The sequence below is a fragment of the Blastococcus sp. PRF04-17 genome, from assembly GCF_023016265.1.
Lineage (GTDB): Bacteria > Actinomycetota > Actinomycetes > Mycobacteriales > Geodermatophilaceae > Blastococcus_B.
Genome location: NZ_CP095412.1, coordinates 2,798,002 through 2,819,104, shown reverse-complemented (window position 1 = coordinate 2,819,104; position 21,103 = coordinate 2,798,002). Strand labels below are relative to the sequence as shown.

Here is a 21,103-nt window from a genome sequence, read left to right as displayed (position 1 = left end):
CGGGTTCCGGCGTACGCGCGCTCTGGAGGAGATCAACTGATGGCCATCATCGGTAACCAGGCCGGACCGCAGCGCATCGAGCCGCCGGCGGACGGAGAGAACGGCGAACCGGTCGTCCTCGGCGGCGCGAAGGGGAACTGGTTCCGCCGGGTGGGCTGGAGCCATCTGGTCGGCGTCCTCGCCCTCGCCTTCTCGATCTTCCCCATCCTGTTCGTCGTCTCCGCCGCGCTGAACCCGGACGGCACGCTGAGCTCCTCCCAGCTGTTCCCCTCGGACATCAGCTTCGACAACTTCGCCGAGACGTTCAGCGGGTCGTTCCCGCGCTGGTTCCTGAACACGCTGATCATCGGCGTCGCGTCGGCGGCGCTGTCGATGTTCATCTCCGCCTGCGCGGCGTTCGCCTTCTCCCGGTTCCGGTTCACAGGGCGGCGGCTCGGCCTCATAGGCGTGCTGTTGATCCAGCTCTTCCCCCAATTCCTGGCCATCGTCGCCCTCTACCTGATCTTCACCGAGATCACCGAGTTGTGGCCGCCGATCGGGCTCAACTCGGTGACGGGCCTGCTGCTGCTCTATCTGGGCGGCGCCCTGGGCGTGAACACGTGGCTGATGAAGGGGTTCTTCGACACGATCCCGAAGGACCTCGACGAGTCGGCCAAAGTCGATGGGGCCACGCACGCGCAGGTCTTCTTCGGGATCATCCTCCCGCTGGTGAAGCCGATCCTCGCCGTGACCGGCCTGCTGGGCTTCATCGCCGCGGTCAACGAGTTCCTGATCGCCAGCGTCTTCCTGACCGATGACTCGGTGAAGACCGCCGCGGTCGGCCTCTACGGCCTGGTCGCCGACGCCCAGACGCGGAATGCGAACTTCGGGCTCTTCGCGGCGGGCGCGGTGGTCCTCGCGATCCCGACGGTCCTGCTGTTCCAGTACCTCCAGCGCTACATCGTCGGCGGCCTCACGGCCGGCGCCGTCAAGGGCTGAGAAAGGACCCCGTCCTCCTCACCCCTCGCAAGCTCGGGGCGAGCCTCGGGACGGCGCCGCCCACCTACCAGACAGGAGTTCCGGTGGCCGAAGTAGTGCTCGACAAGGTCAACAAGGTGTACGAGAACGGGTTCCACGCCGTCCACGATCTGGACCTGGACATCGCCGACGGCGAGTTCCTGGTGCTCGTCGGCCCTTCCGGCTGCGGCAAGACCACCGCCCTGCGCATGGTCGCCGGGCTGGAGGACATCAGCAGCGGCACGATGAAGATCGGCGATCGCGTGGTGAACACGCTGTCCTCGCGGGAGAGGGACATCGCGATGGTGTTCCAGTCCTACGCGCTGTACCCGCACATGACCGTTGCCGACAACATCGCCTACGGCCTGAAGATCCGCCGGATGGACAAGGACGAGATCGACAAGCGGGTCCGCCGGGCGGCGGACATGCTCGAGCTCGGCCACCTGCTGGACCGCAAGCCCAAGCAGCTCTCCGGCGGCCAGCGACAGCGCGTCGCGATGGGCCGGGCGATCGTGCGACAGCCGCAGGTCTTCCTCATGGACGAACCGCTGTCCAACCTCGACGCGAAGCTGCGGGTGCAGATGCGCGCCGAGATCGGACAGATCCAGCGGGACCTGAAGACCACCACGCTCTACGTCACCCACGACCAGACCGAGGCAATGACCATGGGGGACCGCATCGCCCTCATGAAGGCCGGCGTCCTCCAGCAGCTGGGCGCTCCGCAGGACCTCTACGACCACCCCGACAACATCTTCGTCGCCGGGTTCATCGGCTCCCCGCCGATGAACATGGCCACCGCCCGGGTGGAGCAGGACGGTCGGGGCCACCACCTCCGGATGGGCAGCGCGGTTCTGACCCTGCCGGAGGCCGTCGTCGCCGAGCGTCCTGCGTTGGCCGGGTACGTCGGGCGGGACGTCGCGGTCGGCGTCCGCGCCGAGGACATGGAAGACGCAACCCTCGCGCGCGACACCACGCCGGAGGCCCGCCTCAAGGCGAAGGTCACGCTGACCGAGGCGCTGGGTTCCGAGGTCGTCGTGCACTTCAGCATCGACGCGCCGAAGGTCGTCAACGCCGATACGAAGGAACTGGAGAAGGACGCGCACAGCGAGGACGTTCCGGTGAAGGGGCACCACGGCAACACGTTCGTCGCCTCCTTCGCGCCCCGATCCCGCGTCCGTGCCGGTGACGAGATCGAGATCGTGATCGACCGCGAGCGGCTCCACTTCTTCGACCCGGAGACGGGCCTGGCCATCCGCGCGTGAGACGGACCGCCGGCATGGGAGGAGCTGGACGGCGCGGGATCGAGCCGGGTTGGTGGCGGCACGCCGTCGTCTACGAGATCTACCCCCGGGCCTTCGCCGACGAGGACGGTGACGGCCTCGGCGACCTCCGGGGAGTGACCTCGCGGGTGGCCTACCTGCGGGCCCTGGGGGTCGACGCGGTCTGGTTGACGCCGTTCTACCCGTCGGCCCTCGCCGACGGCGGCTACGACGTCGACGACTACCGGGACGTCGACCCGCGACTGGGGACCCTCGCCCACTTCGACGAGATGGTGCGCGCGCTGCATGCCGCGGGCCTCAAGGTCGTGATCGACATCGTCCCGAACCACAGCTCGAACCGGCATCCGTGGTTCCGCGAGGCTCTGGCCGCCGCGGCCGGGGCTCGGGCCCGGCAGCGCTACGTCTTCCGCGACGGTGCGGGACCCGAGGGGACACAGCCGCCCAACGACTGGCAGTCCCTCTTCGGCGGTTCGGCCTGGGAACCGGTGGGCGACGGGCAGTGGTACTTCCACCACTTCGCCAAGGAGCAGCCGGACCTCAACTGGGACGACGAGGACGTCCGCGCCGACTTCCTCACCACGCTGCGGTTCTGGGCCGATCGCGGGGTGGACGGGTTCCGCGTCGACGCCGCTCACGGACTGGTCAAGGACCTGTCCCTGCCCTACATCCCGTGGGCGCAGATCGCCGACTGGTACGACGTCGGCGGCCACCACCCGCTCTGGGACCAGGACGAGGTGCACGAGATCTACGCCTCCTGGCGGAAGGTCTTCGACGACTACGACCCGCCGCTCTTCGGCGTCGCGGAGGCCGGTGTTCCCGACCGCGGCCGCCGGGCGAGGTACGCCGCCCCGGAGGGGCTCGGGCAGACCTTCAACTTCGACACCATGGACGCCGACTGGACCGCCGCCTCGTTCCACGAGGCCATCGACACCGGGCTGCGCCACATGCGCGAGACGGGGGCGACCACCACCTGGCTGCTGGGGTGCCACGACTCCGTGCGGGTTGCCACCCGATACGGCATGCCACGCCGTGCCGGCTCTCGCGCGTACGAGGTGGCGCAGGAGTGGCTCCGGAACGACGGTGCCGATCCGCCCCTGGACCGGCAGCTGGGCGAGCGCCGAGCGCGGGCGGCGATCCTCCTGCTCCTGGCGCTCCCTGGCTCCACCTACGTCTACCAGGGCGACGAGCTGGGGCTCCACGAGGTCGGGGACCTGCCCGCCGAGGTGCTGGAGGACCCGCTACCGGTCCGGTCCGGCGGCCGCTGGGAGGGCCGGGACGGCTGCCGGGTGCCGCTGCCGTGGACGCCGGACGGGCCGTCGTTCGGCTTCGGCCCGGGGCCCCCGCGCCTGCCCCAGCCGGCCTGGTTCGCCGCCGCGGCGGTCAGTCGCCAGGAGACGGAGGCGACGTCGACGCTGAACCTGTACCGGGCCGCGCTCGCCATCCGGCGCGGCTTCCCGCCGGTGGACGACGCCTCGTGGCGGACGGCCGACCCCGAGGTGTTGCACGTCGCCCGTCCCGACGGGTGGCACACCGTGACCAACTTCGGGTCCGGCCTGGTGCCGCTGCCGCAGGGAACCGTGCTCCTCGCGAGCGCACCGCTCGAGGCCGGCCTCCTGCCGCCGGACACGACCGCTTGGGTGGTCCCGGGTCGGTAGGCGACGCCGTCGCCGAGGCCGAGGCCGGGGCGGCTCAGGCGGGCAGGAGCATCTCCTCGATCGGCCTGCCACCGGTGAGCAGCAGCTTGATCGCGTCGCCGGCGATCAGTGGCTTGGAGAAGTGGTAGCCCTGACCGAGCGGGCACCCCAGGGCATCGAGCGCCGCCACCTGGTCGGCGGTCTCCAGGCCCTCGGCGACGACCTCGAGGTGGAGGGTCTGGCCGAGCTGGGTGATCGCCGCGACCACGGCGTGGCCCTCGGAGCTGGTCGTGACCCCGTCGATGAAGGACTTGTCGATCTTGAGGGTGTCGATGGGGAACCGTCGCAGGTAGCTCAGCGACGAGTACCCCGTCCCGAAGTCGTCGAGGGCGAGACGGACACCCAGGTCCTTGAGCAGCCCGATCTTGCGGATGGTCTCCTCGGTGTCCTGGGCGAACAACGACTCGGTGATCTCGATGGTGAGCAGTGAGGCGTCCAGCCCCGAGGTCTGCAGCGCCTCGGCGACGTCCCCGACCAGGTCGGGGTGCTGGAACTGGCGCACCGAGACGTTGACGCTCATGCGCAGCCGGCCCAGCGGCGACCGGTTCTGCCACGCGGCGGCCTGCCGGGTGGCCTCCTGCAGGACCCAGCGCCCGATCGGCACGATGAGCCCGGTCTCCTCGGCCAGCGGGATGAACTCCAGCGGGGAGATGAGGCCGCGCTCCGGGTGCCGCCAGCGCAGCAGCGCCTCGAAGCCGACGATGTGCTGGGTCGAGACGTCGACGATGGGCTGGTAGTGCAGCTCCAGCTGCTCGGCGTCCAGGGCCCCGGACAGCTCGCCGCGGACGGCGTCGCGCTCCACGTGAGCCGTGTGGTGGCTGGGCTGGAAGACCTCGAGCCGGCCCTTGCCGCCGGACTTCGCCGCGTACATCGCGAGGTCCGCGGCGCGGAGCATGCCGATGCCGCTGGCCGCGGCGGTCGTCGAGGTGGCCAGGCCGATGCTGAAGCCGGTGCGGACGAGGTGCTCCCCGATCCGCGTGGGGGCGCGCAGGGAGTCGATGATCCGGTGCGCCACACGCTCGGCCTGGTGCTCGCTGCCGGGGCCGACGAGCAGGATGGCGAACTCGTCACCGGAGAGCCGGGCGACCGTGTCGGTGTCCCGCACGCTGGCCACCATGCGCTCGGCCAGCAGCCTGATGAGGGTGTCGCCGCCCTCGTGGCCCAGGGAGTCGTTGACCGCCTTGAGGTTGTCCACGTCCAGGAAGAGCATGGCCGACGGCGTGCCCTCCGCGCGGAGCCGCTCGGCCTCGGCCACCTTGTCGAGCATGTGGGCGCGGTTCGGGAGGCCGGTCAGCTTGTCGTGGTACGCCTGGTAGCGGAGCCGGTTCTCCAGCTCCTTGCGGCCCTCGACGGCACCGAGCAGGCTGTTGAACGCCTTGCCGGCCTCACCGATCTGGTCGTGGGAGTCGACGGTGATCCGCTCGAACACCGCCTCGGACCAGTCGCCGGTCTCGGTGGCGTTGGTGATGGAGCTGGTCGCCGACCGGAGGTGGCCGCCGAGGACCTCCATGCGCCCGCCGACGACCCCCTTGACGAGGGCGTAGTTCATGGCGCCCACGGAGAAGCCGGCCAGCAGGCAGGCCAGGCGGAAGATCGGGCGGTACGCGTAGTCCTCGGGCACGCCCAGCAGGACGACGAACGGCGGGAAGATCAGCCCCATGACGAGGCCGAGCGCCACCATGTAGATGGCCATGTCCCAGAACACCCGCGAGGTCAGCCGGAACGCGCGGCGCGCGGGTCGCCGGCTCCCGGCGGAGGTCTCATCGGTGGTCATGCCGGACTCATCGGACCGACTCGACCCCGACTTGAGCGACTACACCGAATTCGGATGAGGGGCTCAAGGAATCGGCGAAAAGGTTCGATGAGGCTGCCATGGACATGACCCCGGCCTTCACCGCCGGCCAGTTCGTCGGCGACGACCTGTGGGTGTCGGTGCTGGACGGCGGCCCGCGGCAGTACGTCGACCTCGACACCGCTGCGACCAGTTCCGCCTCCGTCGCCGTGACGCAGGCGGTGCAGGAATTCCTCCCGTGGTACGCGAGCGTGCACCGCGGCGCCGGCATCCGGTCGCAGATCACCAGCGCCCGGTACGAGGAGGCGCGCGACATCATGGTGCGCTTCGTCGGCGCCGACCCGGCCACGCACCTCGCGCTGTTCCCGCGCAACACCACCGAGGCGCTCAACCTGCTGGCCTACCGGCTGCGCCTGACCAAGGGCGACGTCGTCGTCACCACGGCCGTCGAGCACCACGCCAACCTGCTGCCCTGGGCGCGGCACGCGCGCCTGCGGACCGTGGAGGTCGACGAGCGCGGCACGTTCGACGTCGCCGCGGTCGAGGCGGCCCTCGACGAGTACCCGCGCCCCAAGGTGCTCGCCGTCTCCGGCGGCTCGAACGTCACCGGCTGGCTGCCCGACCTGCGGGCGATCGGTGCCGCGGCCCGGCAGCGCGGCGTCCTCGTCGTCGTCGACGGCGCGCAGCTCGTGCCGCACCGGCCGGTGGACATCTCCGCCCTGAACGTCGACGTGATCGCGTTCTCGGGCCACAAGATGTACGCCCCCTTCGGCGCGGGTGCGCTCGTCGCACCGCGGCACCTGCTGGCCACGGGGGAGCCGTTCCTCGTCGGCGGGGGTGCGGTGCAGGCGGTGTCGTTCGACGACGTCGTCTGGGCCGACGGCCCCGACCGGGACGACGCCGGTTCCCCGAACGTGGTCGGTGTCGTCGCCCTCATCGCCGCGGCGCAGGAGCTCGGCGCCGACGGCTGGTCGTCGGTGCGCGCGCACGAGGAGCACCTGGTCCGCGGCCTGGACTCCGAGCTGGCCTCGGTCCCCGGCCTCCAGCGGCTGGGGCCGGTGACCGGCGACCGCCTCCCGGTCGCGGCGTTCAACCTCGACGGTGTGCCGCACGGGTTGCTGGCCGCGCGCCTGGCGAACGAGTACGCCATCGGCACGCGCAGCGGCTGCTTCTGCGCCCACCCGTACATGGGGCGGCTGCTCGGGCTGTCCGAGGCCGAGGTCGACCAGTTCCACGCCGACGTGCGCGCCGGCCTCAAGCACCGGCTCCCCGGCGCGGTCCGGGTCAGCGCCAACCGGCAGACCTACCTGACCGACATCCCGCTGCTCGGTCAGGCCCTGCGGGAGATCGCCGCCACGCCCGAAGGGGGTGAGCGGTACGTGGTCGACCAGCGCGGCGACTACGTGCCGCGCAGCCGTTCGCTGGTGGGGACCGGCACCAGCTGACGCGTGTGGGGGCGGGGGGCCGGTCCTGACGGTCTGGCCGCGTTGGTCGGTCCATCCAGCAGTGGATGGCCACTCTTAGCCGGCTTCCCCCGCCCCGCCCCACTGTGACCCAGCCCACAGGTGGGCGTCAACCCGGGCCCGGAGTGTCGCGCCCGGCGTGTCGGTGTGCTCAGCCGACCCGGCGCAGGATCTCCGGGGAGAGCTGGTCGACGGCGGTGTGCCCGGTCAGGCCCAGCGTGAGGTCGAACTCCCCGAGGACGTCGGAGATCACCTGCCGCACCCCTTCCTCGCCGGCCAGCGCCAGGCCCCAGGCGAAGGGCCGGCCGAGCAGCACCGCCCGCGCACCGAGCGCGACCGCGGTGAAGACGTCGGCGCCGCTGCGGATGCCGCTGTCGAGCAGAACCGGTGCACGCTCGTCCACGGCCGCGACGACGTCCGGGAGCGCGTCGAGCGCGGCGATCGAGCGGTCGACCTGCCGGCCGCCGTGGGTGCTGACGACGAGGCCGTCGACCCCCTCGTCCAGCGCGCGCCGGGCGTCGTCGGGGTGGAGCACGCCCTTGAGCAGGATCGGCAGCTTCGTCGTCCCCCGCAGCCAGGCCAGGTCCGACCAGGAGATCGACGGCCGGGAGTAGATGCCCAGGAACGTCTCGACCGCGGCCCGGGGGAGCGGCGACCGCAGGTTCTCGCGGAACGGTCCCGGCCACGCCTTCGCCATGCTGATCAGGGCGCGCACCGCCGCGGGCGTGGGCCGGGGCTGGGGTTCGCGGGGGCCGGCGGCGGCCGCCCGCTGTTCGACCAGCCGCCGGAAGACCGGATCGGACGTGTACTGCGCGATGCCCTTGCCCAGTGCGAACGGCAGGTGCCCGAGGTCGAGGTCGCGCGGCCGCCAGCCGAGCATGGTGGTGTCGAGGGTGACGACGATGGCCTCGCAGCCGGCCGTCTCGGCCCGCCCGACGAGGCTCTGCACGAGCTCGTCGGAGGTCGACCAGTAGAGCTGGAACCAGCGCGGGGCATCGCCCATGGCGGCGGCGCACTCCTCCATCGACACCGACGCCTGGTTGGAGAACACCATCGGGACGCCCAGCGACCCGGCGGCCCGCGCGACGGCCAGGTCCGCCTCGCCGTGCACCAGTTCCAGCGCGCCGACCGGCCCGAGCAGCAGGGGGGCGGGGATCCGGCGGCCGAACAGCTCGACGGAGGTGTCGCGGTGGCTGGCGTCGCGCAGCACCCGCGGGACGACGGCCCACCTGTCGAACGCCGCGCGGTTGGCCCGCTGGGTCACCTCGTCGCCCGCCCCGCCGGCCACGTAGGCGTAGGCCCGGGCGTCGAGCGCCCGCTTCGCCCGCTGCTGGAGCGCGCGGACCCCGACCGGCACCCGCGGGGAACGGCCGTACACGCCCGCCCGGTACACCTCGTTCTGCCGCCTGCGCCCCGCGCCCGCTTCGTCCACCCCGACACCGTAATGACGTCGACAAACCGACCGTCGCGGGACGGCGAGCGAACTCTTTCTGCGACACGCCGGACGACACGCCAGACTCGCCAGTAACGGGCTAGCAACGATGTGTCACTTCCGTCATCCTGTGGCCACAGCAGCACCGCACCTGGGGGAGCACGCATCAGCACGACCCGGAACGGCGCCGTCCAGATGCGGGCGACGTCGTGCAGACCGTCTCGGACCACCGTGTCCGGCGTCCTCGTGGCGAACTTCGTCCTGCTCCTCGTGGGCGTCTCCGTGGCCACCGCCGCGCCCGCCGCCGCGCTCGACGACCCGTCGCACCCCGACGCCCGGGTCACCCACGGCCCGAGCTGCCGGCCCGGCGGCCTGGTCGTCGAGGTCGTCGCCGGCACCGCTCCCTACGCCGTCCGGCTGGCCACCACCCGCACGCCCACCGGCGAGGACGAGGCGGTGCTGGCGCCCGGCGAGACGATGGTCCTGCGCACCGACGACGTCGCCTGGGGCGAGACGATCGACGCCCGCCTCGAGTACACCGCGCGCGACGGCTCCGGGGTCACCTACACCGACGAGCTGCTCGAGTACACGTTCACCCGCCCCACCCGGGAGGACTGCGCGGCGGTCGCGGCACCGACCGGGCCCTCCTCGGCCGCCCCCTCCACCACGCCCGGCAGCACGCCGTCGACCGGGCGGTCCTCGGGGCCCACCGCCACCCCCTCCGCCGCCGGCCCGAGCTCGACGACCTCCGCGGTCGCGCTGCCCCCCGGACGGCGGGCCCGGCGCCGCCCCCGTCAGCGCCGGCGGCACCGTCACGCTCCAGGTCGGGGGCTTCCTCCCCGGTGAGCTGGTCCGCATCCAGCTCTCCGACGCCGTGCTCGGGACGGCGACCGCGGGGACCGACGGCACGGTCTCGGCCGAGGTGCGCATCCCGACCGGGACCGGCGTCGGCCTCGCCACCGTCGAGCTGACGGGCCACCGCTCCGAGATCGTCACCCCGGTCGACCTCGAGATCGCCGCCTCGGAGACCGCGGTCGGCAGCGGCGACGGCCTCGGCGACCTCGTGCCCCTCACGGCCGCCGCAGCAGCCCTCGTCGTGACCGTCGCGGGGCTGGCATCGGTGGCCGGCGGCTCCCGCGCCGGTGCTCGTCACGGAAGACCGTTCCGCCACGCCTGAGTTCGGTTTCGCCGTCCGCCGGAGCGGGGACGAAGTCTCCGTGCAGCAGGACGCGCTCGCGCGCGGGGTCCCCCGGGACGCCGGCGCTCTTCCCGGAGTCGCTCCCCGAGCCGCCGAGACGTGGCTGCGGATCGTGCAGGTGCACGACCGCATCACCCGCCGCGTCGACTCCGCTCTCCATCGCCAGCACGGCCTCTCGCTGACCGGGTTCGAGGCGCTCCGGCGGATCGCCGAGTCGCCCGGCGAGCAGGCGTCGATGGGCGAGGTCGCCGACGCGGTCGGGCTCTCCCGCGCGGGCGTGACCAGCACGATCAACCGGCTGGTCGCCGACGGGCTGGTCCTGCGCGAGCGCGCCGGCAGCGACCGGCGGCTGCTGCACGCCCGCCTCACCCCGGCCGGCCGCGAGCGGGTCCGGGAGGCCGGGCACACCCACGACGAGCTCGTCGCGCACCTGCTCGTGCTGCTCGGGGACGACGCCGCGGTCGTCACCGACGCGCTGGCCAGGGTCTCCGCCGCCACCCGCGCGCGGCCCTGAACCGGGCGGCTCACCACCGTTCCGCGACGCTTCGAGCCCGTAGTGTTTCTCGCGGAACTGCATCGGGCAGTGGGCGGGCATGCAGGGGGATCGAGCGCAGGTCACGGTGGTCGTGCCGACCATCGGCCGCCCCTCGTTGGACGTGCTCCTCGAGGCCCTCGCCCAGGCCTCGGGCCCCCGTCCCGCCGAGCTGATCCTGGTCGACGACCGGCCGGACGGGCCGCCGCTCGCGCCCGAGCGGGCCGGGTTGCCGCCGGTGCGCGTGGTCCGCGCGGGCGGCGGCGGACCGGCTCGGGCGCGCAACCTCGGCTGGCGCACCGCCCGCACCGAGTGGATCGCCTTCCTGGACGACGACGTCGTCCCCGATCGGGACTGGTACGAGCGGCTGGCCACGGACCTGGCCGGGCTACCGGGGGACGTCGCCGGCAGCCAGGGGCGGGTGCGTGTGCCGCTCCCGCCGGACCGCCGGCCGACCGACTGGGAGCGCGGCACCGCGGGGCTGGCGACGTCGAGCTGGATCACCGCGGACCTCGCCTACCGCCGGTCGGCGCTGGCCGCCGTCGGCGGGTTCGACGAGCGGTTCCCCCGCGCCTTCCGCGAGGACTCCGACCTGGCCCTGCGGGTCATGGACACCGGCGCCCGGCTGGTGCGCGGGCAGCGGTGGATCACCCATCCGGTGCGGCCCGCCGACCGCTGGATCAGCCTCCGCGTGCAGGCCGGCAATGCCGACGACGTCCTGATGCGGCGGCTGCACGGCCCCGACTGGCGGCAGCGGGCCGACGCCGCGCTCGGCCGCCGTCCGCGGCACCTGGCGATCACCGCGGCCGGTCTGGCCGCCGTCGCACTCGCGCTGGGGCGCCGCCCGCGGGCCGCGGCGCTGGCCGCGACCGCCTGGCTGGCCGGCACCGCCGAGTTCGCCTGGGCACGGATCGCACCCGGGCCGCGCACGCGGGACGAGGTGACCACGATGAGCGTCACCAGCGCCGCGATCCCGCCGCTCGCGACGTGGCACTGGCTCCGCGGGGTCGTGCGGCACCGGCGGGTGCGGCCGTGGCGCGGGCTGCCCGACCTGGTGCTGTTCGACCGGGACGGCACGCTCGTGCACGACTTCCCCTACAACGGTGACCCCGAGTGGGTCCGCCCGGTGGACGGCGCCCGGGAGGCGCTGGAGCGGCTGCATGCCCGCGGCGTCCGGGTTGGCGTGGTCAGCAACCAGTCCGGCGTCGCCCGCGGCCTCATCACCGCCGCGCAGGTCGACGCCTGCATGGCCCGGCTCGACGAGCTGCTCGGCCCGTTCGACACGGTGCAGGTGTGCCCGCACGGCCCGGACGACGGCTGCGCCTGTCGCAAGCCCGCGCCGGGCATGGTCAAGGCGGCCTGCGCGGAGCTCGGCGTCGACCCGGCCCGCTGCGTGGTCGTCGGGGACATCGGCGCCGACGTCGACGCGGCCGCCGCGGCCGGCGCGGTCGGGATCATGGTGCCGACACCCGTCACCCGCCGGGAGGAGGTCGCCGCCGCGGCACGCACCGCGGCGACGCTGACCGCGGCGGTCGACGACATCGTGGGCGGGAGATGGTGAGCCGCCCGCGGACCGTGCTCGTCGCCCGCCTCGACAACGCCGGCGACGTGCTGCTGCAGGGTCCGCTGGTGCGGGCCGTCGCCGCCGGCGCCGACCGGGTCGTCTTCCTCGCCGGGCCCGCCGGTGCCGACGCGGCGGAGCTGCTGCCGGGCGTCGACGAGGTCTGGACCTGGGCCTGTCCGTGGATCCTCGGCGATCCGCCACCCGTGGACGCCGGAGCTCTGGCCGACCTCACCGGCCGGGTCAGTGCGCTCGCGCCCGACGAGGCCGTGATCTCCACGTCGTTCCACCAGTCGCCCCTCCCGCTGGCACTGGCGCTGCGGCTGGCCGGCGTGCCCCGCATCTCGGCGATCAGCGTGGACTACCCCGGTTCGCTGCTCGACGTCCGCCATCGGGTCGGAGACGACCTCCCCGAGCCGGAGCGGGCGCTGTCGCTGGCCCGCGCAGCCGGGTTCGAGCTGCCCGAGGGGGACGACGGCCGGCTGTCCGTGCGTCGCCCGCTGCCCCCGCTCCCGCACGAGCCGGGCTACGTCGTGCTCCACCCCGGTGCCTCGGTGCCCGCCCGCGCGTGGCCCGCAGGGCTCTGCGCCGCGGCGGTCGAGGAGCTCTCCGCCGCCGGCCACCGGGTGCTGGTCACCGGCGGGCCGGGCGAACGCGAGCTGACCGCCGCCGTGGCCGGCGCCCGCGGCGTCGACCTGGGCGGGGCGACCACGCTGCGCGAGATGGCCGCCCTGCTGGACGGGGCGGCCGCCGTCGTCGTCGGCAACACCGGGCCGGCGCACCTGGCCGCCGCCGTCGGCACCCCCGTCGTGTCGCTGTTCGCACCGGTCGTGCCCGCGCAGCGGTGGGCGCCCTACGGCGTGCCGACGGTGCTGCTCGGCGACCAGTCCGCGCCGTGCGCCGGATCACGGGCACGGGAGTGCCCGGTGCCCGGCCATCCCTGCCTGTCGTCGGTCAGCCCCGCCGACGTCGTCGCCGCCGTCGAGAAGCTGGTGAGCACGTGAAGGTCCTGATCTGGCACGTGCACGGCTCCTGGACGACGGCGTTCGTCCAGGGGCGGCACGAGTACCTGATCCCGGTCACCCCGGATCGCGGGCCCGACGGGCTGGGCCGGGCGCGCACCTGGGACTGGCCGGACTCCGCCCGCGAGGTGACGCCCGAGCAGCTGCGCGACGAGGACGTCGACGTCGTCGTCCTCCAGCGCACCCGTGACCTGGAGCTGGTGCGCGACTGGCTGGGCCGTGAGCCGGGCCGCGACCTGCCGGCCGTCTTCCTCGAGCACAACGCGCCCGGGCTCGAACCCGGCGACGGGCCGGTGCCGCACACCCGCCACCCGCTGGCCGACCGCGGCGACATCCCGATCGCGCACGTCACGCACTTCAACGAGCTGTTCTACGACAACGGCCGGGCGCCCACCACCGTCATCGAGCACGGCATCGTCGACCCGGGGGAGCGCTACACCGGCGAGCTCGCGCGGGCGGCCGTCGTCACCAACGAGCCGGTCCGCCGGGGGCGCACGGTCGGCGCGGACCTGCTGCCGGGCCTCGCGGCCGTCGCGCCGGTCGACGTGTTCGGCATGGGGCTGGCGGGGCTGCACGAGCGGTACGGCCTCGACCCGGCGCGGGTGGTCCTGTTCGACGATCCGCCGCAGGCCGCCATGCACGCCGAACTGGCCCGCCGCCGGGTGTACGTGCACCCGGTGCGGTGGACCTCGCTCGGCCTGTCGCTGCTGGAGGCCATGCACCTGGGCATGCCGGTCGTCGCCCTGGCCACCACCGAGGTCGTCGAGGCGGTGCCGGCCGAGGCCGGGGTGCTGGCCACCCGTCCGGACCGGCTCTGGGCCGCCGTCGCCGAGTTCCTGCACGACGAGGACGCCGCCCGGCTGGCCGGCAAGGCGGCACGGGCCGCCGCCCTGGACCGCTACGGGCTGGACCGCTTCCTGGGCGACTGGGACGCCCTCCTCGGGGAGGTGGGTCGGTGAGGATCGACCTGGTCAGCGAGCACGCCAGCCCCCTCGCCGCGATCGGCGGCGTCGACGCCGGCGGACAGAACGTGCACGTCGCGGCCCTGGCCGCCGGGCTGGCGCAGCGGGGCCACGAGGTCACCGTGCACACCCGCCGGGACGACGAGTCGCTGCCCGAGCGCGTGGTGGTGCAGGACGGCTACAACGTCGTGCACGTCACCGCCGGGCCGCCGCGGGAGCTGCCCAAGGACGAGCTCCTGCCGCACATGCCGGCCTTCGCCCGGGTGCTCCGGCACTCGTGGGCGGCGGTGCGCCCGGACGTGGTGCACGCGCACTTCTGGATGAGCGGGCTGGCGTCGGTCGAGGCCTCGGCCAGTCTGCTGACGCCCGTGCCCGTGCTGCAGACGTTCCACGCGCTCGGCTCGGTCAAGCGCCGGCACCAGGGCGCCGCCGACACCTCGCCCGCGGAGCGGATCGACCTCGAGCGCGGGCTGTGCCGCGACGTCGCCCACGTGGTCGCCACCTGCTCGGACGAGGTGTTCGAGCTGCGGCGGCTGGGCCTGACCACCGATCGCGTCTCGATCGTGCCGTGCGGCGTCGACACCGCCGTCTTCACGCCCCGGGGACCGGTGGCTCCGCGCGGCGAGCGCAAGCGGCTCCTGGTGCTGGGCCGACTGGTCGAGCGCAAGGGCCAGGACGACGCCGTGCGGGCGCTCGCGGCGGTGCCCGACGCCGAGCTGGTCGTGGTGGGCGGCCCGTCCCGCGACGCGATCGACGCCGACCCCGAGGTGCGGCGGCTGCGGGCGATCGCCACGGCGGTGGGCGTCGCCGACCGGCTGGTCTTCGCCGGGTCGGTGGCGCGGGCCGACGTCCCGGCCTGGGTGCGCTCGGCCGACGTCGTGCTCGCCGTGCCCTGGTACGAGCCGTTCGGCATCACCCCGCTCGAGGCCATGGCCTGCGGTCGCCCCGTCGTCGCCACCGCGGTCGGCGGCCTGCAGGACAGCGTCGTCGACGGCGTCACCGGCGAGCTGGTCCCACCCCGCGACCCGGCGCGACTGGGCGAGGTGCTGGCCGCGCTGCTCGCCGACGACGAACGGCGCGCCGCCTACGGCGCCGCCGGCATCAAGCGGGCCCGCGCCCGCTACCGGTGGAGCCGCGTCGTCGCCGACACCGAATCCGTCTACCGGCAGGTCCTGCGCGACCGCCGCCTCGTGGAGGCCGCCAGGTGATGTGCCCGACAGCATGGCGAAGCCGTTCCGCTCCTACACCGGAGGTGCGTCGATGAGCATCCCGCCGCACAGCTTCTTCGAGAACACCGTCGCGGACGTGCCGTCCCCCGGCTCCTGCACCCACCTGACCGGCGCCGACCACGTCGCGTCGCTCCGCGCGGCCCTGCAGTCGCTGACCGGGCAGCTCGGCACCCTCGACCGGTGGGGGTCGCTGCTGGCCGACGTGCTCTGCGGCCCGGCGCGCGGCCGGCTGCTCGCCGCCGGCAACGGCGGCAGCGCGGCGCAGGCGCAGCACCTGACCGCCGAGCTGGTCGGCCGCTACCGCGCCGACCGGCCGCCGTTCTCGGCGATCTGCCTGACCGCCGAGACCTCGTCGCTGACCGCGATCGCCAACGACTACCCGGCCGACGAGCTGTTCGCCCGGCAGGTCGAGGCGCACGGACGCGACGGCGACGTGCTGGTGCTGCTCTCGACGTCGGGACGGTCGCCCAATGCGGTCGCCGCCGCCCGGCGGGCCCGCGAGAACGGCATCACCGTGCTGGCGCTGACCGGGCCGGAGCCGAATCCGCTCGCCGCGGCCGCCGACGACGCGGTCTGCATCGACTCGCCGTGGACGGCCACCGTGCAGGAGTGCCACCTCGTCGCGCTGCACCTGATCTGCGCGGCCTTCGACGCCGCCGTGCTCGCCGAGCCCGCCCGCGTGGCCTCGGGTCCGACGCTCGGGGCCGCGCGGTGAAGCGGGTGGGTGGGAGAGCGATCGTCGTCGTCGGCGACGCGCTGCTCGACGTCGACCTGGTCGGCACGGCGTCCCGGCTCACCCCGGACGCGCCCGTGCCGGTCGTGGAGGACGTCGAACGGCGCGAGCGCCCCGGCGGCGCGGCTCTGGCCGCGGTCATCGCCGCCGCGGCCACCTCCCGCGAGGTCGTGCTCGTGGCGCCGATCGACACCGACGAGGGCGCCGCGCGGCTGCGTTCGCTGCTCGACGGGCGGGTGCGGCTGGTCGCGATCCCCGCGTCGGGCGGCACAGCGGTCAAGCAGCGGGTGCGGGTGGGGGACCACTCGGTGGTCCGCCTGGACAGCGGCGGTGCGTCGGCGGTGTTCGGCCCGCTGCCGGAGGAGGCCGCCGCGGTGATCCGCGACGCGGCCGCCGTGCTGGTGGCCGACTACGGCCGGGGGACGACGGCGGCGCCCGACGTGCGGGCGGCGCTGTCCTCGGCGCGGGGCCCGGTGGTCTGGGACCCCCACCCCCGCGGCGCCGACCCGGTGCGGGGCGTCCGGCTGGTGACCCCGAACGGCGCGGAGGCGGCCCGGGTGGCGACCGACGTGCCGGCCGACGCCTCGGGGCTGGCCGCGGTCGGTGCCCGCGCGGAGTCGCTCATCCGGCGGTGGGGCGTGGGTGCGGTGGCCATCACTCTCGGCTCGCGGGGCGCGCTGCTCTCCTACGGCGAGGGCGCGCCGATGGTGGTGCCGGCGGTGCCGGTGACCGGCGGCGACCCGTGCGGGGCGGGCGACTCCTTCGCCGCGGCCGCCGCGCTGGCCCTGGCCGACGGCGCGGTGACCGGCGAGGCCGTGTCGGTGGCGGTGGCCGCCGCGTCGGCGTTCGTCGCGCGCGGCGGGGCGTCGGCCTGGGAGGTGGAGGTGTACCCCGAGCCGGACGTGGTGGCCGAGCCGGGGGCGGACGCCGTCATCGCCCGCGTGCGGGCGGTCGGCGGGACGGTCGTGGCCACCGGCGGCTGCTTCGACCTGCTGCACCCGGGGCACGTGGCGACGCTGCGCGCGGCCCGCGGGCTCGGCGACTGCCTGATCGTGTGCATCAACTCCGACGACTCGGTGCGCCGGCTCAAGGGCCCGTCGCGACCGCTGGTCACCGCGCCGGACCGGGCGCGGGTGCTGGAGGCGCTGGAGTTCGTCGACGCGGTCGTCGTGTTCGAGGAGGACACCCCGGCCGAGGTGCTCGACCGGCTGCGCCCCGACGTCTGGGCGAAGGGCGGCGACTACGCCGGGGCCGACCTGCCCGAGGCGGCGGTGCTGCGCCGATGGGGCGGCCAGGCGGTCGTGCTGCCCTACCTCGACGGGCACTCGACGACCGCCCTGGTCGAGCGCTCCCGGGTGTGAAGAGGTCAGCCGTCCTGCTCCGGCCGCTGGGGCTCGGCGACCTGCTGACCGGCGTGCCGGCGATCCGCGCGGTGCGCACGGCGGTGCCCGACCACCACCTCGTGCTGGCCACGACCTCCGCCCTGGAGCCGCTGGCCCGGCTGATCGACGCCGTCGACGAGGTGCTGCCGGCCCGGGAGCTCGAGCCGCTGGACTGGGACCGCCCGCCGCCCGACCTCGCCGTCGACCTGCACGGCAAGGGCCCGGAGTCGCACGTGGTGGTCGCCGGCCTGCGGCCCGCGCGCCTGCTCACCTTCGACAGCCCGGGCTATCCGGGGCCGCGGTGGTACGCCGACGAGCACGAGGTCCGGCGGTGGTGCCGGCTGGTCTCGGAGGGCCTGGGCGTTGACGCCGACCCCGACGCACTGGACCTCGCCGTGCCCTCGGTCCCGCCCCCGGTGACCGAGGCGGCCGTGGTGCATCCCGGCGCGGCGTTCCCCGGTCGCCGATGGCCGGCCGAGCGGTTCGCCGCCGTGGCCCGCCACCTGGCCGAGGGCGGGCTGGACGTCCGGATCACCGGCGGTCCGTCCGAGATCGAGCTCGCCCGCACCGTCGCCACCGCGGCCGGGCTCGGCGAGGACGCCGTGCTCGCGGGCCGGACGTCGTCACTCGAGCTCGCCGCGACCGTCGCCGCCGCCCGCGTGGTGGTCAGCGGGGACACCGGCGTCGCCCACCTGGCCACCGCCTACCGCCGTCCGTCGGTGGTGCTGTTCGGGCCGGTGTCGCCGGCGATGTGGGGGCCGCCGAGCCGTCCGCAACACGTCGTCCTCTGGCACGGCGACGGCACCGGCGACCCCTGGGGCACCGAACTCGACCCGGCGCTGGCCCGCATCACGGTCGACGAGGTCCTGACCGCCCTCGACACCCTCCTCCCCGCTTTCTGTACCGAATGCTGAGCGCGGCATCCCCGCTTTCGGTACAGAAAGCGGGAACCGGTCATCGGCGTTGCCGGAGGGCGTCGAAGAGCACCGTCTGCAGGTCGGCGGGGTCGACCGCCGAGTAGGCCGCCCCGCCGGTCGCCTCGGCGATCCGCTCCAGGGACGCCAGGTCGGCGTCCGGGCCCAGCGCCACCCCGATGACCTTCACCGGGCGCTCCGGGTCGGCCTCCTCCCCGAGGGAGGCCAGCAGCCCGTCCAGGGTGAGCCCCGCGGCGTCGTCCTCGTTCGTGCCGTCGGTCACCACGAGGACGCTGTTGACCGCGGACGGGTCGTAGTCCTGCCGCGCCGCACGGACGGCGGCCAGCGTCGTGTCGTACAGCCCGGTGCCCCCCGGCGTGAGCCGGTCGGGGATGGTCAGCAGCTGCTCGTCGAGCGCCGCCCGCTGGGTGGTCCCGTCCGCGTCGGCGGCGAGCTCCCGGGTGGGCACCAGCTCGGCCCAGTCCCGGTCGCCCTCCAGCCGGTAGGCGAACACCCAGAGCCCGAGGGCGAAGTCGTCCGGGACCAGGGTCAGCGTCGCCCGGGCGGCGTCCCGGGCGAGCGTGGCCCGCGTTCCGTTGCCGACCGATGCCTCCATCGAGGTGGACACGTCGAACACGGTGAGGATCCGCGACGGCGCCGCGAGCGCGGAGAGCTGCTCGACCAGCGACTGCACGGCCGCGGGGTCGAGCTCGAGCGTCGCCGGGGTGTCGGCGCTGATGCCGGTCGCCTCTCCCGCGTCCGCGGGCGCGGCGCCGTCGGCGCCCCGGAAGCCGGCCTCGAGCGCGGCGGCGCGGGCGGCCTCGGAGGTCAGCGCCCCCACCACGGCGTCCACGGCGGCGGTCCGGTCGCCGGACGGGGAGCCGACCCGCAGCACGGGGTAGTCCAGCACCGGGGAACCCTCCGCCGGATAGACCGCGACCAGCGAGGAATCCTCGGCGTCCCGGTTGTTCGCGAACACCTCCTGCTCGCTGACCGGCACCAGCGGGGCGTCCTCCCCACCTTCGCTGCCGGCCCGCAGACCGTCCGCGGAGGAGAGCGACGGCCCGCGCTGGGCCGCCAGCACCGCCTGGACGACGGCGTTGTCCGCCTCGGGGCCGCCCCCCAGCGCGCTGCGCACGGCCGCGAGCGCCGCCAGCCCTTCCGCGCTCGTCGCCAGGTCCGGCACCGCCAGCGGGCGGCCGGAGGTCAGCGCCTCACCCCAGCCGGGCGCCGTCTCGGTCCAGCCCAGGGCGTCGGCCACCGCCGCGCTGGTGGCCAGGACGACGGGGGAGGACCCCATGGACCCGTCGGCCTCCAGCGGGACGCCGCTCAGCCGGGCCGGCCACAGCGACGAGTCGGGCACCCAGACGGCGGGCAGGGCGTCGGCGTCGAGCGCGCCCAGGTCACCGACGGTCTGCAGCGGCTGCTGGGCGACGACGTCGGCCACGGCGCAGGTGCCGTCGTCGAGCTCGATGGGCTCGGCCAGCAGACCGGTGGCCACCTGTTCGAGCTCCGGCGTGACGGTCACGGCGACGGTCTGCCGGGTCTCGCACCCGCCACCGCCGGATCCGGCCAGCCACCAGGCGAGCCCACCGGCCACCAGCAGGGCGGCGATGCCGGCGGCGATCAGGACGACGGGCGCCGGACGGCGCGAGGACGTGGGATCGGCGTGGCGGCCCATGCTCGCTCTCTGGATCGACTCAGGGGTGGTCGCGGCCCCCGAGTCCGCACCGCCAGGGTAGCTGGGTTCCGTGCCGGTCCCGTACCGCCTGCCGGGTCAGCCCACGCGCACGGCCGCGGGCTCGCCGACGTCGACGGCGAAGTTGCGGGCCTCGCCCTGCCGCCGGGCGGCGAACCAGGCCACGGTCGCGCGCAGGCCCTCCTCGGAGGGCACCCGGGGCCGCCAGCCGAGCAGCGCCTCGGCGCGGGCGGTGTCGGGCCGCCGGACCTTCGGGTCGTCCACCGGCAGGTCGACGAACTCGATGGGGGAGGCGGAGCCGGTCAGCTCGACGATCCACCGGGCGAGCCGGAGCATCGACAGCTCGTCGGGGTTGCCGATGTTGACCGGACCGGCGTGACCGGAGAACGCCATCGCCAGGATGCCCTCGACGGTGTCGTCGACGTAGCAGATGGAGCGGGTCTGCGAGCCCTCGCCGGCGACGGTCACCGGCCGGCCGTCGAGCGCCTGCCCGATGAAGGCCGGGATCGCGCGGCCGTCGTCGGCCCGCATGCGGGGCCCGTAGGTGTTGAAGATCCGCACGATGCCGGTGTCGGTGCCCTTCGACGTCCGGTAGGCGGTGGTCAGGGCCTCGCTGAACCGCTTGGCCTCGTCGTAGACCCCCGCGGGCCGACCGGGTTGACGTTGCCCCAGTACTCCTCGGTCTGGGGGTGCTGCAGCGGGTCGCCGTAGACCTCCGAGGTCGACGCGAGCACGTATCGGGCGCCCTTCTCGTGGGCGAGGCCGAGGGTGTGCAGCGTGCCGAGGCTGCCGACCTTGAGGGTCTCGATGGGCATCTTGAGGTAGTCGATCGGGCTGGCCGGCGAGGCGAAGTGCAGCACCAGGTCGACCGGACCCGGCACGTGCACGTAGTCGGTGACGTCGCAGCGCAGCAGCCGGAACCCGGGGGAGTCCATGAGGTGCAGGACGTTCTCGGGCGAGCCGGTCAGGAAGTTGTCCAGGCAGACGACCTCCACCCCGCGACGGAGCAGGTACTCGCAGAGGTGCGACCCGAGGAAGCCGGCGCCACCGGTGACCACTGCCCGCCGGATGGTCCGGGTGTCGTGCGTGCCGTCGCTTCCCACAGCGGCGTCCCCCCTGGCTCGGTCGTAACGGTCCCGTCCCGGCGGGCTCCTACCCGGGCGGTCGGCCCACACACTTCGGCGTCGAAGTGTCGCGGACGCGGACGGGCCGCC

General features: G+C 74.5%; 19 protein-coding genes. 14 read left to right on the top strand and 5 right to left on the bottom strand.

Translation table 11 applies throughout. The features are described from left to right. The first annotated feature begins 39 nt into the window (after positions 1–39). The 3 genes from MVA48_RS14265 (at position 40) to MVA48_RS14255 (ending at position 3,931) form a co-directional block, all read left to right on the top strand. The gene (locus tag MVA48_RS14265) at positions 40–978 is read left to right on the top strand and encodes a sugar ABC transporter permease (RefSeq protein WP_246981326.1); all 939 of its coding nucleotides are present in this window, start codon (positions 40–42) and stop codon (positions 976–978) included. A gap of 83 nt (positions 979–1,061) precedes the next feature. After that, positions 1,062–2,258: an ABC transporter ATP-binding protein gene (locus tag MVA48_RS14260; protein WP_246981325.1), complete on the top strand. Its 1,197-nt coding sequence runs from the start codon at positions 1,062–1,064 to the stop codon at positions 2,256–2,258. Then, on the top strand, positions 2,255–3,931 hold the full coding sequence (locus MVA48_RS14255) for an alpha-amylase family glycosyl hydrolase (protein ID WP_246981324.1): 1,677 nt from the start codon (positions 2,255–2,257) through the stop codon (positions 3,929–3,931). The genes MVA48_RS14260 and MVA48_RS14255 overlap by 4 nt, the downstream gene beginning before the upstream one ends. A 34-nt stretch (positions 3,932–3,965) precedes the next feature. On the opposite strand, the gene MVA48_RS14250 is transcribed toward MVA48_RS14255, so the two are convergent. Further along, positions 3,966–5,744 (bottom strand): putative bifunctional diguanylate cyclase/phosphodiesterase, encoded by a 1,779-nt coding sequence (locus tag MVA48_RS14250; RefSeq protein WP_246981322.1) that lies wholly within the window; start codon positions 5,742–5,744, stop codon positions 3,966–3,968. 98 nt (positions 5,745–5,842) lie between these two features. On the opposite strand from MVA48_RS14250, the gene MVA48_RS14245 reads away from it, so the two are divergent. After that, positions 5,843–7,207: an aminotransferase class V-fold PLP-dependent enzyme gene (locus tag MVA48_RS14245; protein WP_246981320.1), complete on the top strand. Its 1,365-nt coding sequence runs from the start codon at positions 5,843–5,845 to the stop codon at positions 7,205–7,207. A gap of 169 nt (positions 7,208–7,376) precedes the next feature. Here MVA48_RS14245 and MVA48_RS14240 read toward each other — a convergent pair whose 3' ends face one another. Then, on the bottom strand, positions 7,377–8,657 hold the full coding sequence (locus tag MVA48_RS14240; protein ID WP_246981319.1) for an alpha-hydroxy-acid oxidizing protein: 1,281 nt from the start codon (positions 8,655–8,657) through the stop codon (positions 7,377–7,379). Between the two features lie 231 nt (positions 8,658–8,888). Here MVA48_RS14240 and MVA48_RS14235 point away from each other — a divergent pair, with 231 nt between their 5' ends. The 10 genes from MVA48_RS14235 to MVA48_RS14190 all read left to right on the top strand — a co-directional run bounded on the left by MVA48_RS14235 (position 8,889) and on the right by MVA48_RS14190 (position 18,190). Then, positions 8,889–9,503, top strand: coding sequence for a hypothetical protein (locus MVA48_RS14235; RefSeq protein ID WP_246981318.1), 615 nt, complete (start codon positions 8,889–8,891; stop codon positions 9,501–9,503). Positions 9,504–9,531: 28 nt separating this feature from the next. Further along, positions 9,532–9,834, top strand: coding sequence for a hypothetical protein (locus MVA48_RS14230; protein ID WP_246981317.1), 303 nt, complete (start codon positions 9,532–9,534; stop codon positions 9,832–9,834). A 40-nt stretch (positions 9,835–9,874) separates the two neighbouring features. Continuing rightward, the gene (locus tag MVA48_RS14225) at positions 9,875–10,369 is read left to right on the top strand and encodes a MarR family winged helix-turn-helix transcriptional regulator (RefSeq protein ID WP_246981316.1); all 495 of its coding nucleotides are present in this window, start codon (positions 9,875–9,877) and stop codon (positions 10,367–10,369) included. A 79-nt stretch (positions 10,370–10,448) separates the two neighbouring features. Next, positions 10,449–11,948 (top strand): HAD-IIIA family hydrolase, encoded by a 1,500-nt coding sequence (locus MVA48_RS14220; RefSeq protein WP_246981315.1) that lies wholly within the window; start codon positions 10,449–10,451, stop codon positions 11,946–11,948. Beyond that, the gene (locus MVA48_RS14215) at positions 11,945–12,952 is read left to right on the top strand and encodes a glycosyltransferase family 9 protein (RefSeq protein WP_246981314.1); all 1,008 of its coding nucleotides are present in this window, start codon (positions 11,945–11,947) and stop codon (positions 12,950–12,952) included. The genes MVA48_RS14220 and MVA48_RS14215 overlap by 4 nt, the downstream gene beginning before the upstream one ends. After that, positions 12,949–13,929, top strand: a complete 981-nt coding sequence (locus tag MVA48_RS14210; RefSeq protein WP_246981311.1) for a glycosyltransferase — start codon at positions 12,949–12,951, stop codon at positions 13,927–13,929. Before MVA48_RS14215 ends, MVA48_RS14210 begins: the two co-directional genes overlap by 4 nt. Continuing rightward, on the top strand, positions 13,926–15,140 hold the full coding sequence (locus MVA48_RS14205) for a glycosyltransferase (protein WP_246981309.1): 1,215 nt from the start codon (positions 13,926–13,928) through the stop codon (positions 15,138–15,140). The genes MVA48_RS14210 and MVA48_RS14205 overlap by 4 nt, the downstream gene beginning before the upstream one ends. Before the next feature lie 13 nt (positions 15,141–15,153). Beyond that, on the top strand, positions 15,154–15,876 hold the full coding sequence (locus MVA48_RS14200) for a D-sedoheptulose-7-phosphate isomerase (protein WP_246981307.1): 723 nt from the start codon (positions 15,154–15,156) through the stop codon (positions 15,874–15,876). 5 nt (positions 15,877–15,881) lie between these two features. Then, a complete protein-coding gene (gene rfaE2, locus MVA48_RS14195) occupies positions 15,882–17,255 on the top strand; it encodes a D-glycero-beta-D-manno-heptose 1-phosphate adenylyltransferase (protein WP_246981305.1) in 1,374 nt (457 codons plus the stop codon). Further along, complete coding sequence (locus MVA48_RS14190) at positions 17,252–18,190, top strand: glycosyltransferase family 9 protein (protein ID WP_246981303.1); 939 nt, start codon at positions 17,252–17,254, stop codon at positions 18,188–18,190. Before rfaE2 ends, MVA48_RS14190 begins: the two co-directional genes overlap by 4 nt. A gap of 40 nt (positions 18,191–18,230) precedes the next feature. Here the strand turns inward: MVA48_RS14190 and MVA48_RS14185 are convergent, their stop codons facing one another. The 3 genes from MVA48_RS14185 to MVA48_RS23535 all read right to left on the bottom strand — a co-directional run bounded on the left by MVA48_RS14185 (position 18,231) and on the right by MVA48_RS23535 (position 20,992). Beyond that, positions 18,231–19,871, bottom strand: a complete 1,641-nt coding sequence (locus tag MVA48_RS14185) for a VWA domain-containing protein (RefSeq protein WP_246981301.1) — start codon at positions 19,869–19,871, stop codon at positions 18,231–18,233. 96 nt (positions 19,872–19,967) lie between these two features. After that, on the bottom strand, positions 19,968–20,495 hold the full coding sequence (locus MVA48_RS23540) for an NAD-dependent epimerase/dehydratase family protein (RefSeq protein ID WP_371821247.1): 528 nt from the start codon (positions 20,493–20,495) through the stop codon (positions 19,968–19,970). After that, positions 20,492–20,992 (bottom strand): NAD-dependent epimerase/dehydratase family protein, encoded by a 501-nt coding sequence (locus MVA48_RS23535; RefSeq protein ID WP_256461078.1) that lies wholly within the window; start codon positions 20,990–20,992, stop codon positions 20,492–20,494. The genes MVA48_RS23540 and MVA48_RS23535 overlap by 4 nt, the downstream gene beginning before the upstream one ends. Positions 20,993–21,103: the final 111 nt, after the last annotated feature.

Bases quoted from the DNA above. Each gene is read 5' to 3' on its own strand.
- MVA48_RS14185 (WP_246981301.1), bottom strand. From the start codon at position 19,871: ATGGGCCGCCACGCCGATCCCACGTCCTCGCGCCGTCCGGCGCCCGTC.
- MVA48_RS14250 (WP_246981322.1), bottom strand. From the start codon at position 5,744: ATGACCACCGATGAGACCTCCGCCGGGAGCCGGCGACCCGCGCGCCGC.
- MVA48_RS14220 (WP_246981315.1), top strand. From the start codon at position 10,449: ATGCAGGGGGATCGAGCGCAGGTCACGGTGGTCGTGCCGACCATCGGC.
- MVA48_RS14200 (WP_246981307.1), top strand. From the start codon at position 15,154: ATGGCGAAGCCGTTCCGCTCCTACACCGGAGGTGCGTCGATGAGCATC.
- MVA48_RS14265 (WP_246981326.1), top strand. From the start codon at position 40: ATGGCCATCATCGGTAACCAGGCCGGACCGCAGCGCATCGAGCCGCCG.
- MVA48_RS14245 (WP_246981320.1), top strand. From the start codon at position 5,843: ATGGACATGACCCCGGCCTTCACCGCCGGCCAGTTCGTCGGCGACGAC.